Annotated in this window: 18 protein-coding genes; all 18 read left to right on the top strand. The window is 46.6% G+C overall.

The window, feature by feature from the left end; all coding sequences use genetic code 11:
• Window position 1 precedes the first annotated feature (1 nt).
• The 18 genes from OCV60_RS12655 to OCV60_RS12570 all read left to right on the top strand — a co-directional run bounded on the left by OCV60_RS12655 (window position 2) and on the right by OCV60_RS12570 (window position 16,243).
• A complete protein-coding gene (locus tag OCV60_RS12655) occupies window positions 2-433 on the top strand; it encodes a hypothetical protein (RefSeq protein WP_002591273.1) in 432 nt (143 codons plus the stop codon).
• Window positions 430-756, top strand: coding sequence for a hypothetical protein (locus tag OCV60_RS12650; RefSeq protein ID WP_002591274.1), 327 nt, complete (start codon window positions 430-432; stop codon window positions 754-756). The genes OCV60_RS12655 and OCV60_RS12650 overlap by 4 nt, the downstream gene beginning before the upstream one ends.
• A 7-nt stretch (window positions 757-763) precedes the next feature.
• Window positions 764-1,327 carry a major tail protein gene (locus OCV60_RS12645; protein WP_002591275.1) on the top strand — a complete coding sequence of 188 codons (564 nt, stop codon included), beginning with the start codon at window positions 764-766 and terminating at the stop codon, window positions 1,325-1,327.
• 49 nt (window positions 1,328-1,376) lie between these two features.
• On the top strand, window positions 1,377-1,781 hold the full coding sequence (locus OCV60_RS12640; RefSeq protein ID WP_009297822.1) for a hypothetical protein: 405 nt from the start codon (window positions 1,377-1,379) through the stop codon (window positions 1,779-1,781).
• 205 nt (window positions 1,782-1,986) lie between these two features.
• Window positions 1,987-4,986 (top strand): phage tail protein, encoded by a 3,000-nt coding sequence (locus OCV60_RS12635; RefSeq protein WP_262530281.1) that lies wholly within the window; start codon window positions 1,987-1,989, stop codon window positions 4,984-4,986.
• A 3-nt stretch (window positions 4,987-4,989) separates the two neighbouring features.
• Window positions 4,990-5,877: a phage tail family protein gene (locus OCV60_RS12630; RefSeq protein WP_003023324.1), complete on the top strand. Its 888-nt coding sequence runs from the start codon at window positions 4,990-4,992 to the stop codon at window positions 5,875-5,877.
• A gap of 4 nt (window positions 5,878-5,881) precedes the next feature.
• On the top strand, window positions 5,882-7,036 hold the full coding sequence (locus OCV60_RS12625; protein WP_262530280.1) for a siphovirus ReqiPepy6 Gp37-like family protein: 1,155 nt from the start codon (window positions 5,882-5,884) through the stop codon (window positions 7,034-7,036).
• Window positions 7,037-7,197: 161 nt separating this feature from the next.
• Complete coding sequence (locus tag OCV60_RS12620) at window positions 7,198-8,178, top strand: hypothetical protein (RefSeq protein WP_262530279.1); 981 nt, start codon at window positions 7,198-7,200, stop codon at window positions 8,176-8,178.
• A 14-nt stretch (window positions 8,179-8,192) separates the two neighbouring features.
• A complete protein-coding gene (locus OCV60_RS12615) occupies window positions 8,193-8,630 on the top strand; it encodes a hypothetical protein (RefSeq protein ID WP_209291098.1) in 438 nt (145 codons plus the stop codon).
• Window positions 8,623-9,765: a phage major tropism determinant gene (locus OCV60_RS12610; protein ID WP_262530278.1), complete on the top strand. Its 1,143-nt coding sequence runs from the start codon at window positions 8,623-8,625 to the stop codon at window positions 9,763-9,765. The genes OCV60_RS12615 and OCV60_RS12610 overlap by 8 nt, the downstream gene beginning before the upstream one ends.
• 40 nt (window positions 9,766-9,805) lie before the next feature.
• A complete protein-coding gene (gene avd / locus OCV60_RS12605) occupies window positions 9,806-10,162 on the top strand; it encodes a diversity-generating retroelement protein Avd (RefSeq protein WP_002591284.1) in 357 nt (118 codons plus the stop codon).
• 326 nt (window positions 10,163-10,488) lie between these two features.
• Complete coding sequence (locus OCV60_RS12600) at window positions 10,489-11,550, top strand: reverse transcriptase/maturase family protein (protein ID WP_021870670.1); 1,062 nt, start codon at window positions 10,489-10,491, stop codon at window positions 11,548-11,550.
• A 24-nt stretch (window positions 11,551-11,574) separates the two neighbouring features.
• Window positions 11,575-11,754: a hypothetical protein gene (locus OCV60_RS12595; protein WP_117553022.1), complete on the top strand. Its 180-nt coding sequence runs from the start codon at window positions 11,575-11,577 to the stop codon at window positions 11,752-11,754.
• Window positions 11,755-11,756: 2 nt separating this feature from the next.
• Window positions 11,757-12,239 (top strand): phage holin family protein, encoded by a 483-nt coding sequence (locus OCV60_RS12590; RefSeq protein WP_002591287.1) that lies wholly within the window; start codon window positions 11,757-11,759, stop codon window positions 12,237-12,239.
• A gap of 78 nt (window positions 12,240-12,317) precedes the next feature.
• Entirely contained in the window at window positions 12,318-13,727 is a 1,410-nt protein-coding gene (locus OCV60_RS12585; protein ID WP_262530277.1) for a phage tail tip lysozyme, read from the top strand.
• A gap of 463 nt (window positions 13,728-14,190) precedes the next feature.
• A complete protein-coding gene (locus tag OCV60_RS12580) occupies window positions 14,191-14,388 on the top strand; it encodes a helix-turn-helix domain-containing protein (protein WP_055148480.1) in 198 nt (65 codons plus the stop codon).
• 21 nt (window positions 14,389-14,409) lie between these two features.
• Window positions 14,410-14,904, top strand: a complete 495-nt coding sequence (locus OCV60_RS12575; RefSeq protein ID WP_262530276.1) for a hypothetical protein — start codon at window positions 14,410-14,412, stop codon at window positions 14,902-14,904.
• 277 nt (window positions 14,905-15,181) lie between these two features.
• Entirely contained in the window at window positions 15,182-16,243 is a 1,062-nt protein-coding gene (locus OCV60_RS12570; RefSeq protein ID WP_173698538.1) for an IS30 family transposase, read from the top strand.
• Window positions 16,244-16,483: the final 240 nt, after the last annotated feature.

Here is a 16,483-nt window from a genome sequence, read left to right as displayed (position 1 = left end):
CATGGGAGAGTTTAACACAGTCGGGCTGGAAGATATTATAGACGCTTTCAGCCGGAGAGAGGCGGCTACAGTTGAGGCAGTCCCAAAAATGCTTAAAGCTGGTGCTGATGTGCTGATAGAGGCACAGAGAGCAGAGGCACAGGCAATGGGACTGAATGAAACGGGCGGTTTTATCAATTCCATAAAAGCTACGGACGTAAAGGGCGACGATACGGAGAAATACGTAGAGATATACCCACAGGGACGGGCAAAGCATGGAAACGACAGAAAAGGAGATAAAAGCAAGGTGCGCTATGCAACAATCGGCTTTGTGGCAGAGTACGGCACAAGTAGCCACGCTGCACGCCCTTATATGACAGTGGCAAACGAAAAGGCGCACGAAAAGGTAGTAGAGGCACAGCGCAGTATATGGGAGAGTGAAACAGGCGAATGAGTATACAGGAGATTTTAGAAAGCGCAGGGTTGCCAGCCCAGAGAGGCGTTTACACTGGGCGGGATAAGCCAGACGCATATTATACGTTTCTGCGGCTGCTGGGTACGCCTGCGGTAAATGCAGACGACGAAGAGAAAGAGCGCAGGGAAATGTATAGAGTTACGCTTTTCCATAAGGGCGATTTTGAGGCGCAGCTTGATAAGACAAAAGAGGTATTGAAAGCAGCAGGCGTTTATATCAACAGCATAGACGCAGAAAGCTACGAAACAGAAACGGGGTACTGGTTAGTGCCTATCACAGTCGAGATTTTGAAAGAGGAGTGATTAAACAATGACACTGGGACTGAAAGATTTATATTACGCCGTATGCACAGAGGCAGACGGAGCAGAGAGCTACGGGACACCTAAGAAAATGGCAGAGGCAATGAGCGCCGATTTATCCGTAAAGACAGCAGACGGCAGCTTGTATGCAGACGACACATTAAGCGAGAGCGTCACGGAGTTTGCAAGCGGAACGCTTAAGCTGGGAATTAAAGACCTTACGCCGGAAGTGCTGGCAGAGCTGCTGGGGCAGGCAGTAGATAAGAACAGCGTAGTATGGGCGGGAAAAGAGGACGAGCCGCCGTATGTTGCTGTAGGGTTCAGAGCTAAGAAAACGGGTGGTAAATACCGTTACGTATGGCTGCTTAAAGCAAAATTTAAAGTACCGTCTGAAAAGTACGAAACAAAGGGCGAGAGTATCAAGTTTAACACGCCGGACATTGAGGCATCTTTTACAACAAGAAAGAAAGATAACTTGTGGAAAGCAGACTTTGTGGGAACAGAGGAAAGCGCAGCGGCTAAAACGTGGTTTACAGCAGTGCCGGAAAAGGCAGCAGCAATGGAAAGTGTATAAAACAGGAAAGGAGAGAGGCGTAGCATGGGCTGCGCCTTAATTTTATATCATGGGAGCATTAAAGAGCGGGGCTTTTCCCGTAGAGCTGAACGGCAAAGAATATGGTTTACTTTTTTCACTGAACGCATTAGACGAAGTGCAGGAAAAGTTTGGGGGCTACGACAAATTAAGTGAGGTATTCAATAAAGATAACCCAAACCTTTTTAAAGATACAAGGTGGTTACTTACGCTGCTTATTAACGAGGCACTTTTAGCAGAGGACGAAAACGCCCAGCTGCTTGAAGAGAAGAGGGTAGGCAGACTGATACACGCAGGAAATTTGCAGGAAGTACAGAACGCTATTTTTAAATCGTTCTACAGAGGAACTGCGGGAGACAACAGCGACACAGAGAACGAAAACGACGGAGAAGAAACAACAGAAGAGGGAAACAGGGCAGCCGTGCAGGAAAATTAGATACTGCACGGCTTTTGTATATTGCAGTAGTGCTTTTGAGATACAGGGAACGTGAGGCATGGAGAAAAACACCATACCAGATAACGACACTGTTTAAATATCACAAGGAATATAACCCGCACATTTTCCGACAGGAACAGGCGGGAACACCAGCAGCTACAGAAAACATGGACGATATAGACATAGCGTTAGGGGGCTTTTAATTATGGCAGATAAGACGCAGAACGTCAAAACAAGGTTAAGTTTTGACGGAGAGGCAGAGTATAAAGCAGCCTGCAAGGAAATTAACAGCACCCTTAAAGTGCTTAATTCTGAAATGAAACTTGTAACGGCTGAATATAAGGACAATGCAAGCAGCGTAGATGCGCTGAAAGCAAAGCAGGCGGTACTACAGAAAACATACGACGAGCAGGCAAAAAAGGTAAAAGAAACCGAGGCGGCTTTAGAAAAATGTCGCAAGGCAACAGGAGACAATAGCGAAGAAAGTAAAAAACTTGAAACTCAGTTAAATTACCAGAAAGCAGCGCTTGTAAAGACAGAGCAGGAATTAGGCAAAACGACTGACGAAATGGAAAAAGCAGAAAAAGCCGCTGACGAAATGGGAAAGGAAATAAAAGACAGCGGGGAACAGGCAGACGACGCAAAGGGAAAATTTTCTGGATTTACAAGCGTGCTAAGCGGAATGGGTACAGCGCTTAAAGCAGCAGCAGCGGCGACGGCGGCAGCAGTTGCGGGAGCGGCAACAGCCATAGGAGCGCTTACCACAAAAGCGATAGAGGGATACGCAGCACAGGAACAGCTTGTAGGCGGTGTAGAAACTCTTTTCAAAACGTCGTCTGATACGGTTGTTGGTTATGCAAACGACGCATATAAAACAGCCGGAATGTCTGCAAATGAGTACATGGAAACAGTTACCAGCTTTTCAGCGTCGCTGCTTGCCAGTATGAATAATGACACGGCAGCGGCAGCAGAAAAGGCAAACGTGGCAATTACGGATATGTCAGACAATGCAAATAAAATGGGTACTGATATATCGCTTATACAGAACGCCTATAACGGTTTTGCAAAGCAGAATTATACCATGCTGGATAACTTAAAACTGGGATATGGCGGTACAAAAGAGGAAATGCAGCGACTGCTTGATGATGCAAGCAAGCTATCCGGCATTAAGTATGATATTTCATCATATTCAGACGTTGTAGACGCTATTCACGTCGTACAGACGGAAATGGGCATAACAGGGACAACGGCAAAAGAGGCAAGTACAACAATAGAGGGTTCGGTTAGTTCTATGAGTTCAGCGTGGGACAACTGGGTAGCTGGAATGGCAGACAGCGAGGCGAATTTCTCACAGCTTACAAGCAATCTGGTAGACAGTATTGTAACAGTGGTAGGGAATATAGCACCGAGGGTAATAGAAACAGTGCCGAGGCTGGTAAGCGGACTGGGAGAAATCGTAGAGCAGCTTGCAACGTATATACCACAGGTTATACAGGAGTTATTACCGCCTTTAATGAGCGGCGTACAGGACTTGCTTAATACGCTGGTTGGAATGCTGCCGGAAATGATAAGCATAATCGGGCAGATTATACCGACAATCATAGATACGCTGCTTACTATATTACCGCAGCTTTTAGAGGCAGGCGTACAGATTATTACGGAATTGGCGCAAGGTATCGCACAAGCGTTACCTACATTGCTGCCAACAATCGTAACGGTGGTTACGAACATTGTAACCATGCTGATAGAAAATATACCGTTGCTGATTACAGCAGCATTACAGCTGCTTACGGGGCTGGCACAGGGGCTGGTAGCAGCGCTGCCTGTACTGATTGAGGCGCTGCCGGAAATCATAACGGCTATCATAAATGCACTGGTTGAGGGCATACCGCTTATTATTGAAAGTGCGGGCGATATTATAGTTGCATTGATTGACGGCATCATAGATGCAATACCGCTTTTAATCGCAGCCATACCGCAGATTATAGCAGCCATTGTAACAGGACTGATTACGGGGCTGCCTAAGATTTTGACGGCGGCAGGCAAGCTGGTAACGACAATCATAAATAAAATAAAAGAGCTACCTACTCTGATACCGCAGGCAATCGCTGCGGGCGTTGAGAAAATAGCAGAGTGGGGCGCAAATATGCAGGAAAAAGGCGGCACAGTTATAACAAATTTTGTAACGAAAGTTATAGATATTGTTAAGGAGCTGCCGCAGAAAATCTGGAACAGTATAGTAAGCGCAGTAACCAGAGTGGCTACGTGGGGCGCAAATATGCAGACCAAAGCCAAAGAAGTAATGAACACAATGCTTACGAACATTGTAACGATTGTGAAAGAAACGCCTGCTAAAATCTGGAACAGTATAGTAGGGGCAGTAACCAGAGTGGCTACGTGGGGTAATAATATGCTTACGAAAGCCAAAGAGGTAATGAATGCCATGGTAACAGGCGTTATTACGATTGTTAAGGAACTGCCGCAGAAAATCTGGAACAGCATAGTAGGGGCAGTTACCAAAGTGGCTACGTGGGGTAACAATATGCTTACGAAAGCCAAAGAGGTAATGAATGCCATGGTAACGGGCATTGTTACGATTGTTAAGGAAATACCGCAAAAGATTTATAACAGCATTTCTAGTGCAATTACCAAAGTGGCTACATGGGGTACAGAAGTAAAGAACAAAGCCGTAGAGGGCATGAAAAATGTAATTACTGGAATAACAGACGTATTTAAGAATATTGGCAGTACGTTTGCTGGGTTCGGTAAAAACATGGTAGAGGGCATCTGGAACGGCATAAACGGAGCTACGCAGTGGATAAAGGACAAAATAAGCGGCTGGGTAGGCAATGTTACCGACTTCCTTAAGGATTTATTTGGAATTGCCAGCCCGTCTAAGCTGATGCGTGACGAAATCGGCGTATATCTGGCGCAGGGTATCGGCGTTGGCTTTTCTAATGAAATCGGCGGCGTTAAGAAAATGATTGAGGACAGCGTACCGCAGGAGTTTGACGTAGACGCAAAGGTAAATGTAGGCAATGAATTTAAGCATGATAACGACGACAAAAAGCCAAAGCCGAGAGGCGGCGGCAGTGCAGCAGGCGGCGTAGTTGTCAATCAGTATATTTATGCGAATACCACGGACTATGCAAAACAGCAGAAAGAGGCAGCCCGACAGTTCAGAATGATAGCAAGGACGGTGTAACACATGGAAAATGAAAAACTGACTTACATAAATTCAAGGGGCGAGCGGTTAGAGCTGGGAGTAGACAGCGTATACCATTGCAATATAAGTAAAGACGTAGAGGGCATTTCCGGCGTTACGAGCGTCATTTACAGCACAAACAGTATGGGACAGCACGGCGACACCTACGTAGGGCAGCGTATCGAGGCGAGGGACATAGACGTAGTGGGACATATCAACACACGGGACAAGGCGCAGGCATTGGAACTGCGCCGCCGTATGCTTAAGATATTTAACCCAGAGCTTAGCGCTACGCTGGTGTATGAGTACGGCGGCTTTAAGCGTGTGATTGATTGCAGGGCGTATGGAGAGCCTAAGATACTAAAGAAAGAGGTACTTTATGAGTTTGATTTACAAATAGAGTGCCTTAACCCGTTCTGGCGGGAAGAGGAAGAAACAAAAGAGGATATAGCAAGCTGGGTGGCTGCGTGGCATTTCCCTTGCGTTATCGAAAAGGACAGCACAAAGAGCATGATATACGGATACCGAGCGGAAAGCGTAATAGTGGACTGCTACAACGAGGGCGACGTATCAACAGGAATGAGGATAAGGTTTACAGCACTGGGGACAGTTTCAAACCCGATACTGCTTAATGTGGATACCGAGGAATTTATACAGATTAACGCCACTATGAAAACGGGCGACGTGATAGAGATTAACACGAAGTACGGCAGCAAGGGCGCTAAGCTGATAAGGGACGGCGTAGAAACCGACTATTTCCGCTACATTGATGTAGACAGTACATTTATGCAGCTTGCCATAGGCGACAATATGTTTAGGTATGATGCAGCCAGCGGCGTAAATTCTCTGGAAGTATCCATATTCTACAGCAAGGAATTTTTAGGAGTGTGACGGTATGGAGCTTAGAGTATTCGACAAGACAGTACAGCCGCTGGGAGCTATAGACGAGCTGGCAAGCCTGCTATGGCATACAAAGTATTTTGACGTAGGAACTTTTAGCCTGCTTGCGCCGATTACGGACAATAACAGCCGTTTGCTGGTAGAGGGTAACTTAATAACCAAGCACGACGAAAAAAAGGAAGTAAAGACCGCTGACGGCGGCGTATGGCGCAGGGCAGCGCAGATAACCTACGTACACATTACCAAAGACGAGAACGGCTTAGAGCAGTTAGAGGCACAAGGCTATATGCTTAGCTGGTGGCTTAATAAGCGCTGCATTTATCCGCAGATTGTGGCGACAGGTACAAACCAGTATCTTATAAACCTTATGGTAAAGAACAACTGCGGCAACGCAGCAGGAACAAAGCGGCGTTTTCCATTGCTTGCATTTCTGGCGCAGGAAACCATAGACGGCGTGGCGGTTGAATATGCAAACGAGGTATACGCACAACTGGGGCAGGAAGTAAAGGCAAGGGCGCAGGCTGGAAAGCTGGGCTATGACATTCTGCTTAACGAAAGAGAGAGACTGTTTGGCTTTTATCTGTATAAGGGCAATGACCTTACAGCCACAAATACCGAGGGTAACACACCCTGCATATTTTCAAGAGATTTTGATAATGTCAACGAGCAGGAATATACAGCCAGTATAGAGAACTGCGGCAACTTTATTTATGTGCAGGGAGCAGCTGACGACGACGGCAGCCAGCCAGTAACCACAGTGGACGGCGAGGGCGCAACGGGGCTGGATTTAGTAGAGGTATTCTGCGACGCTACGGACATTGCCAGAAAGTACCAGCAGGGGGAAACAGAGGTAACAATACCGCTGAATACCTATATTGCAATGCTGAAAACGAGAGGCGGCGCAGAGTTGGAAAACTACGGCAAGAACATAAATTTTGTAAGTACCATAAATACAAATTCAAACTTAAAATTTAAGGCTGATTTTGATTTAGGCGACCGTATTACTTGCAAAGAAACCAAGTGGGGCATACAGATAGATGCACGTATTACAGAAGTAACAGAAACATACCAGAAAGGCGAGGAAACCATAGAGGCGACCTTTGGCGACAGCCTGCCGACGCTGGTAGACCAGATTAGGAAAGCGAGGTAGCAGAAATGGCAAACAGCTTACCGTTTAATGCCGTGGCAGTAGACGGAGAGTACGACAGGGTATATAAAGCCGAGGATTGGGCGTGGTACTTTGCTACTTTCATTGCAAACGGCATTTTTCCAAAGCCGAGCGACGGGCTACAGGTGGTAGCTTACAGCGGCATGGAAATAAGAGTAAATGCAGGCTATGCCTTTATAAACGGCTACGCCTTTAGAAATCCTGCAACGCTTAGCGTAACACTGGATACGGCAGAGGGAGCGCTTAACAGGGTGGACAGGGTAGTAGTTCGCTGGGATTTGCCGCAAAGAGATATGTATATTGCGGTGCTGAAAGGCACACCGTCTGCAAAGCCGACAGCAACGGCAGTAACACGCACTACGGAAATATGGGAGCTTGCGCTTGCAGATATTTACGTAGGCAAGGGCGTAACAAGGATACAGACGCAGAACATCACAGACCAGCGATTTAATAGCGCAGTCTGCGGCATTGTAACAGGAACGGTGGAAGAGATAGACGCAAGCGTGCTTACAAAGCAGTTTACGGACTTTTTCAACACCTACAGCGCAGCCGTGCTGGACGAGTTCAGCGCATATAAGCAGAGTATGGAAAAGTACCTTACAGAGATTGCGGACGTATATGACAGCTACGTAAGCAAGACAGAGGGCTTATTTGCACAGTATGAGAGCCAGTTTAACGAAAGATACAGCAGTTTTGAAAGCACGCTTGACAACTGGGACAAGGAACTTTTAAGCGCCTATACAGAATTTATGGCAAAAATTAAGCTATTCCAGTCGGACGCTGAAAACGAATTTAACACATGGTTTGAGAGTATCAAGGACAAGCTGGGCGAGGACATAGCAGGCAGCCTGCAACTGCAAATTGAAGAGCTGGCAGCAGCCATGCAGGAAGTGAAAAAGCAGGCAGAGGCGGGCACGAAAGAAACCAAAGAGGCAATAGCAGCGCTGGACGAGCAACTTAAGAGAGTAGAAAGCGGCTGGGGCATTGACTATAAGCATGATGCTGTACTGGGATTGTGCTACATGGGTGCAGCATACATGAGCCAGCATTACGAAAGAACAGTAGAAACGGCAGTGTTAGGGGCTACTTACGTGGGTAATTCCTATCTTGCAAATACATTTTAGAAAGGCGGCAGACCATGAAAGGATTTCCTAAAGTATTAAAGACAAAAGAGGATTATTACAACTGCCTTGCTATGGTAGCAAGCGGAGAACTGGCGGCAGCAGATTTGCTGGCGAAAATCGTGAGCGCAGAGAACCAGCGTTATATTGAGTGCGGCGTAGCAGCTGTAGAGGAAGAGAAAAAGGCGGTTACGGTATATTACTGCGACGAGGCAGCGGTAGGTATGAAATTTGTAGCGGGCGACGTATCCGGCACGGTGCAGGGAGTAACACATATCCAGACCGACGAGGCAGCGGCAGCAGGAGAGGCGGGAAACGACAGAACAGCCCTTACACTTTCCAAAGCGGTAAAAGCGGGCTGCAAGGTAATTGCGCTGGAACGCACAGACACCGTGGCAGGAATGACAACAGACGACATTGCAGCACTGAAAGGAGTATTAAAGCAGTATGAGTAGATTATTAGTGGACGACGTTACAAAGACCGACGCAAGGGCGCTTTTGAACGTAAATAAAATGGCTACAATCAGCGATATTGTAGCACCGAGCAATGAGTACATTTACGCCAGCGGAGCAAATGAGCTGACCGTAGTAGAGGGTTGCGTAATTGCCGTGGGCGGCGCTGGAATTTTCAAGACAGCAAATACAATTCTTACGGCTGCTAATCTGGACGCAGGCAGCGCTTTTGCGGTAGGTAAGGACTATTACGTATATATCTGTGACAGCAGAATTGACAGCGCAGACGAGAAATACGTAATTTCCCTTAACTCTACATACCCGACAGGCTGGAACGCTACAAATAGCCGTAAAATCGGCGGCTTTCATTATGGACGCTGCCGCAAGGTAGACAGCAATTTACAGCCACTTAATGGCAGCAGTGCTATTTTTGGCACTGGCTGGGAAAGTGCAGTAAGCAACGGCATTGTACCACGTTCTGTATGGACACTGGGACACCGCCCGAAATGCAGCCCAGAGGGTATGGTATATTTAGGCGGCGGCACATGGGTAGATATTTACCTTAATTCTGACGACGGAGCAAAGGGATTGAAATCAGAGTACGGATGCGCACCTATGACGGGTACAGAAAGCATGAACTGGTACAACTTTGTAGAACGTCTGGCAAAGAGCGGTAAGCGTCTGCCGAACTATGCGGAATTTTGCGCTTATGCTTTTGGTAGCCCTGCCGGACTGGATAACGCAAATACAAACGCATGGAGCGCCACCAGCAACACAGGTAGGGGCGTAACAGGCAGTGTGGTAAATGCCGTTTCTTCCGTGGGCGTTGTAGATGCCGTGGGGCGTGTCTGGGAGTGGCTGGACGAGCTTATTACAAGAGCGGAACACGCCACAAATGCAGACTACCACGCAAGCGTAGCGTGGGGCTGGGACAAGAAAAGCCCATTGAACACAGGCGAGAAGTCTTACGACGTTGGTAACATTTACCAGTATTACGCATATTCTCTGGCGGCGCTGAGAGCGGGCGGCGACTGGTCCAATGGGGCGAGGTGCGGCGCTCGTGCCGTGGCTTGCAACGATTGCCCGTGGAATGTCTCTGCGCACATTGGCGCTCGTGGGGCGTGTGACTCTCTGTAGACGGCGGGCGAAAGCCCAGCCGGATAAACGGGGGTAAGGCATGGACATACAGACAAAAACAGATATTATACACCAGAAAATATACGATTTTCTGCTATATATTTACCCTCTGCTTACGAAGTACCCAAAGTATGAGAAATTCAGTTTACAGACGGCGACAAGAAACGCAATTCTTGAAATGCTGCAAGAGGTTATAAAGTGGGATAAGACGGCAACGAAAAGCCACTTATACACGGTAGATACGGCATTGCAAGAAAGTAAAGAATTGCTGCGGCTGGCGCATGACTTGAAGTATAGCGCTATGAACGCACGGCACTACGGCGAGAGCTGCCGCAAGCTGAAAGAAATAGGCGTTATGCTGGGCGAACTGATAGAAGAGGTAAAGACCAGAAAATAGCAGGATATGGGGCAGCTGCTTACTTACAGCCTCTGGCGGCGCTGATAGCGGGCGGCAACTGGAACAATGGGGCGAATTGCGGCGCTCGTGCCGTGAATTGCAACAATTACCCGTGGAATGTCAATACGAACATTGGCGCTCGTGGGGCGTGTGACTTAGTGAGAACATTACAGGCACAGAGTTCTACGGAATACTGGCAAGGACTTAGAAAGGGATAAGACCGAGTGTTTAATATCCTATAGTCAGAGTGGCTGTCCCGCCGTGAGGCAAAGAGAAAAAATACGGCTGCTGGTTAGTAGCTACGGCGAAAGGCAGGAGCTTAATACTTGAAGAGAGTAGGATACATTACCGATAAGGACGGGCGGCGCATTACGCTTTTAGAGGCTATGGGTGACTATGGAAACATACAGAAAGCCTATAACAAAGCCAGAAAGTGTAAACGCCACAGAAAAGACGTACTGATTTTTACGAAAGACAAAGAGGAAAACTTAGACAAGGTGCGGGAAGATATTATAAACCTTGCCTATGAGCCAAGCAAATACCATTACTTTAAGGTGTACGAACCGAAAGAGCGGCAGATAATGGCGCTGCCGTTCTATGACAGGGTGGTACAGCACGCCATAAACAACGTGTTAGAGCCTATATTTGATAAGCGGTTTATATCGCAGTCTTACGCCTGCCGGAAAGGTAAAGGTATGCACGCTGCGTCTGATACGCTAAAAGAGTGGCTGTATGAGTGGAACAAATACCACCCAGACCAGCCGCTTTATGCTATCAAGGCAGATATACACCACTATTTCCAGAGCATAGACCATGCGGTATTAAAAACTGAAATACGTAAGGTTATAAAAGACGCTGGGGTACTGGCATTGCTGGACAGGATAATAGACCACAACGGCAATATGCCGGACGGCGTAGGGATACCAGTAGGAAACCTTACCAGTCAGTTATTTGCAAATATCTATCTGGACGCATTAGACCAGTTTATTAAGCATGAGCTGGGCGTAGAGGCGTACATACGATATATGGACGACTTTGTAATATTAAGCCCAGACAAGGAACAGTTGCGCAACTGGCTTGCACGGATAGAGCAATTCTTACGGGAAGAGCTTAAGTTAGAGTTTAACCCGAAAACTACCATGCTGGCAGCAAAGAACGGTATAGACTTTGTAGGCTACAAACACAGGGCAACGCACAGGAAAGTACGAAAGGACAGCATAAAGCGCATAAAGCGTACTATCAAGAAGTGCGAGAGCGGGAAAATCACAAAAGAGCAGTTACAAAAGAGCATACAGAGCTGGACGGGACACGCAGGACACGCCGACAGCTACAACCTACGAAAGAAAATAGAAACGCTGGCAGAGGCAGCCATAGAAAAGGCTGCTTAAGCGGCAGAATGCAGGAGCGAGTACATGAGTAGCAATTTACTAAGGGTAGTACAAGAACAACAGGAAACCATAGAAAAGCAAAGCAGGCTTATTGCTGATTTAATAGCCACTCTGGAAAGCTGGGAGCAGACAGCAGGCTACGACGGCGCAGAGCTGAAAGAGCGGGCAAAAGATTTGCAATTAAGAGAAAGGCAGGATTTATGAACATGACTATTACAGAATTTATTGAGGCGGCGGCACATAACAAAATTATCCAGCTGGTAGTATTGGCGATTGTGTGCGACACGGTTTTTGGCGTGCTGCGTGCAATCAAAGAGAAGAAATTTAACAGCTGCGCAGGCATTGACGGGGCTATCAGAAAAGTAGGTATGCTTATTTCTCTGGTATTCATGCTGGCAATCGACGTACTGATTAAGATTAACTTAATCGGATTTATACCGGAGCAGGCACGTACATATTTAGGGCTTGATACCGTGGGCGTGGCTGAATTTTTCGCATTGCTTTACATTGCCTATGAGGTAGTGAGTATTTTTAAGAATATGGCATTATGCGGGCTGCCCGTAAAAAAGGTATGGGAAAAGGTGCGGGAGTTTCTGGCGAAGTATACGGACGAACTGCCGGACACAGACGAACTGGACGGGGACAGCACCACAGGCAACGTAGAGGAACACAGGACACAGGAAAGATAAGAATAATAAGGACATAGCAGCAAAGAGCGCTTGCGGGACACCGCAGGCGCTTATTTTGTATGCGGAAAGGCAGGAAATATGAACATTAACAGAAAGATAAGTAAGTACAATTTCAATAAGGGCAGCGTTTCCAGAATTAAGTATATTGTTATCCATTATGTAGGCGCACTGGGCGGCGCAGAGGACAACTGCCGATATTATGGCGGCGGCAATAGAAATGCGTCGGCGCATTACTTTGTAGGATTTAACGGCGAGGTATGGCAGTGCGTAGAGGACGCTAATATAGCGTGGCATTGCGGAGCGTCGAGCTATAAGCACGCAGAGTGCCGAAACGCTAATAGTATCGGTATTGAAATGTGCGTAAGGAAGAAAAACACAAAGAGCATGGGCGCAACAGATAAAGACTGGTATTTTGAGGACGCAACAGTAGAGGCAGCGGCAGAGCTTACCCGTTACCTTATGAATAAATACGGCGTGCCTGCATCTCATGTAATCAGACATTACGACGTAACGGGCAAGATTTGCCCTAACCCGTATGTATATAACACCAGCGCCCACACATGGGACGAGTTTAAGCGTAAAATCAGCGGGCAGGCAGAAACACCGCAGGGCGGCAATGAAAAAACAATCTGGAATTTTCTTACAGGAAAGGGCTTAAATGCTTATGCCGTGGCTGGTATTATGGGTAATCTGTATGCTGAAAGCGGGCTTATGCCGAACAACTTACAGAACACCTATAACAATAAGCTGGGTAAGACGGACGCAGAATATACAGCAGCGGTGGATAATGGCAGCTATGGCAATTTTGTAAAGGACAGTGCAGGCTATGGGCTGGCGCAGTGGACGTATTGGAGCAGAAAGCAGGCGTTGCTTAATCATGCAAAACAGGCGGGCGCATCCATTGCAGACCTTAATATGCAGCTGGGCTTTTTATGGGAAGAATTGCAGGGATACACAGCAGTAATGGACGCACTGAAAAAGGCGGGCAGCGTGCGTGCTGCATCTGATGCCGTTCTTACTGGATATGAAAAGCCAGCAGACCAGAGCGAAACAGTAAAGAAAAAGCGTGCAGAGTACGGCGAGGGATACTATAAAAAGTATGCAGCAGGAAACGGTACAAAGTATTACAGAGTGCGCAAGAGCTGGACGGACGCAGCAAGCCAGCTGGGGGCGTTTGCGTCGCTGGAAAATGCAAAGAGCGCTTGCAAGGCGGGTTATACTGTATATGATGATAACGGCAAGGCGGTATATACCGCAGCGGGGCAGCAGACAAGCGCAGGCGTTCCGTTTAGCGTACAGGTAGATATTTTAGACCTTAATATCAGAACAGGAGCAGGCACGAACTATGCAAAGACGGGAGAAACCACAGGAAAGGGAGTATTTACCATTGTGGAAGTGAAAGCCGGACAGGGCGCAAGTGCTGGCTGGGGACGCTTGAAGAGTGGCGCAGGCTGGATTAGCTTAGATTATGCCACAAGATTAGCTTAAGTTTTCGAGGGTGGGCGGTTCGCTGTCTGCCCTCTATTTTTTTGCGATTTTCTTAGAAATCTATACAAAAGTGTTGACAATATACCGAAAAAGGTATATAATAAAATCATGGAAAGGAGATAAGAACAAATAAGAGGCAAAGCCACTGGAAAGGAGAAACGGCACAATGGGTAAGAAAAAGAAACAAAAGAAAAAGCCTATCAACTGGCAAGAATTGGCAATCAGTGCAGTGATAGACTTAATCATAGGAACAATACTTATCATAATTGGTAAGTACATAGGTTAGGGCGAAAGCCCTAACCAACAGGCGGGCGATAAGCCCGCCGCCTATAAGAAATATAACACAAACCCAAAGCCGAGTAAAGAGTATGCTTTTAAAATTAGGAGTATTTTTAGTAGCAGTAGGACTGGTAAAGCTGCTGGTTGCTTTCATTTTGAGGGCAAGAGAAAAGAGAGGTAAGGCATGAATTTAGGCGAAAACATTAAAACAGCGAGAAAAGCGGCAGGCGTGACGCAAAAGGAACTTGCAGAGCGCCTGCAAGTATACCAGAAAGATATAAGCCGCTGGGAAAACAACGAGCTTACGCCAAACGCAATAACACTGGCGAAAATTTGCAGAGAGCTTAACGCCTCTGCTGATGAAATTTTAGAATTGAAGTAGAAACGAAAGCGAGGGCTTACTATGACAAAGAAAAAGGTAATTTTATTGGCAGCGGCTGCATTATTTGCAGTAAGCGGCTTAACGGCGCTGCCGTCTGGAAATATAACAGGTGGGGTGGGCTGCATTGTGGTTGCGGCAGTATGCGCCTATTTTGGACTGAAAAAGAAAAGCGCAGGAAAAGAGAACGGAAACAGAACGCCAGCGCCTGCCGCTGCATCTGGCGGCAGAATTTTAGATACAATCAGAACGAAAGTAGTAGGCGTGACGTTCAATAATGAGGACGGAGAAAACAGGCAGGATATTTTAAGCAGAATGTCCGGCAGTGAAGATATTACAGTAGAAAAGTATACATACAACGGAGAGCCTGCCGCATACGTAAAGTGGGGCGATAAGGTAATAGGCAATCTATCGGCAGAGCTGGCGGGGGACTTAGCGAGAAAGTACCCGAAAGCCCGCTACACCGCAGAAATACTGGAAATTTCTGGGGGGGGGTACAGACGTTCGGGTGCAATATAGAGCTTGACGTAATCGAGGACGCAACGCCAAGCGTAAGCCAGCATACGGGAGAAACTACAGTATATGTAGACCGTAGCAACAAAAAATACCATAGTAAGCCTAACTGTTCGGGAATGAAAAACCCAAAGAGCATACCGCTAAGCCAAGCAAAGAAGAAATACACCGCTTGTAAAAAGTGTTGTAAATAGGTAAAGGCATAAGCCGCAGACTTGTAAAAGAGTTTGCGGCTTTTCGTCGTATATGGGGAAAGAACAGGAACGAAAGAGAGGTAGCAGAAATGGCGAATAAGAAAGGCAGCCGACAGCTGACATGGACAGACCGTATAAGTATTGAGGCATTGAAAAAAGCAGGGCATAGCGTGATAGAGATAGCAGAACAGCTGGGCGTACACCGCAGCACTATATACAATGAGCTTAAGCGAGGGGAATATATGCACAGAAATAGCGACTATACAGAAACATTAAGTTATAGCCCAAACAAGGCACAAATGAAAGCAGAGGAAAATTTAAAGGCAAGGGGTACACAGCTTAAAATAGGAAACGATATTGCATACGCAAATTATATAGAGGATAAAATAGTAAATGAAGATTACAGCCCAGCTGCGGTACTGGGAGAATTGAAAGCACAGGGGAAAGAGGGGGACTTTTCCGTAACAGTATGCGTAACGACCTTATACAGCTACATTGATAAGGGTATTTTCCTTAAGTTGTCTAATAAGAATTTGCCAGTAAAGAAGAATAAGAAGAGAAATTATAAGAAAGTACAGAGGCAACAGAAAAGGGCGGCAGCAGGAGAGAGTATAGACAAACGCCCGAAAGAGATAGATACACGGGAAGAGTTCGGCAACTGGGAAATGGACAGCGTTTTAGGACAACGGGGAAAGTCAAAAAATACGTTGCTGGTACTGACAGAGCGGAAAACCAGAAACGAGATTATATTTAAACTGCCAGACCATACAGACGAGGCAGTAGTAGCGGCGCTGGATAGATTAGAAAGAAAATGGGGCGCTGATATGTTTAAGCGGGTATTTAAGACAATCACAGTAGACAATGGCAGCGAGTTTGCAGATGCAGAGGGCTTACAGCGTTCTATTATCAACGAGGGAGAAAAGCGGACAAAGGTATATTACTGCCACCCGTACAGCAGTTGGGAGCGTGGCACAAATGAGGTAACAAATAAGATGATACGCCGGAAGATACCGAAAGGCACAAATTTTGACGACAGGACAGAGGAAGAGGTAGAGAGTATAGAGAACTGGATAAACGGATACCCACGCAAAATACATGGCTATCATTCAGCAGGGGAACTATTCGAGGAAGAGGTAAAGCAGCTTGCATAAGAACGGAAATAGGGGGGGCGTGAGAGGCTGGCAGAAGTGGCAGCCTTGCTATTGCGTTGTCCAAAAGTGAAAATATACAATAAAACAGGCTGCGTATTGTGCAAAACGGCAAAACGATAAAAATATGAAAAAATGTCGAATTTAATGTTGACATTTTTATGAATTCTAACTGAAAAAAGAAATAGTTGCACAATGTCGAAATATCGGTTATAGTAATTGCAATGCTAGAGAGATCTTGAT

Origin of the sequence: Coprococcus ammoniilyticus (assembly GCF_025567345.1) — a bacterium.
Classification (GTDB): Bacteria; Bacillota; Clostridia; order Lachnospirales; family Lachnospiraceae; genus Coprococcus; species Coprococcus ammoniilyticus.
This window is presented reverse-complemented; position numbering and strand designations above follow the sequence as displayed.